Below are 288 nucleotides of genomic sequence, written 5' to 3'. Positions count from 1 at the left end.
TGGTGCTGATACTAGGAATTGAACCCAGAACCTACTGATTACAAGTCAGTTGCTCTACCAATTGAGCTATATCAGCATGAAAATTTTGCATTTTAACATTTATATATGTAAAATGGCGACCCAGAAGGGACTCGAACCCTCGACCTCCGGCGTGACAGGCCGGCACTCTAACCAACTGAGCCACTGGGCCTCATTAATTTAGATATTGTTTCATGGTGGGCACAACAGGGCTCGAACCTGTGACCCCCTGCTTGTAAGGCAGGTGCTCTCCCAGCTGAGCTATGCGCC

General features: G+C 48.3%; 2 tRNA genes. Both read right to left on the bottom strand.

The features are described from left to right. Positions 1 to 76: transfer RNA gene (locus ACVHXK_RS18800), tRNA-Thr, on the bottom strand. 37 nt (positions 77 to 113) lie between these two features. After that, a tRNA-Asp gene (locus tag ACVHXK_RS18795) sits at positions 114 to 190 on the bottom strand. Positions 191 to 288 lie beyond the last annotated feature (98 nt).

The sequence above is a fragment of the Clostridium sp. DL1XJH146 genome (genome assembly GCF_054819755.1).
The sequence above is the reverse complement of the archived record's forward strand: the minus strand, read 5'-3'. Positions and strand labels throughout refer to the sequence as shown.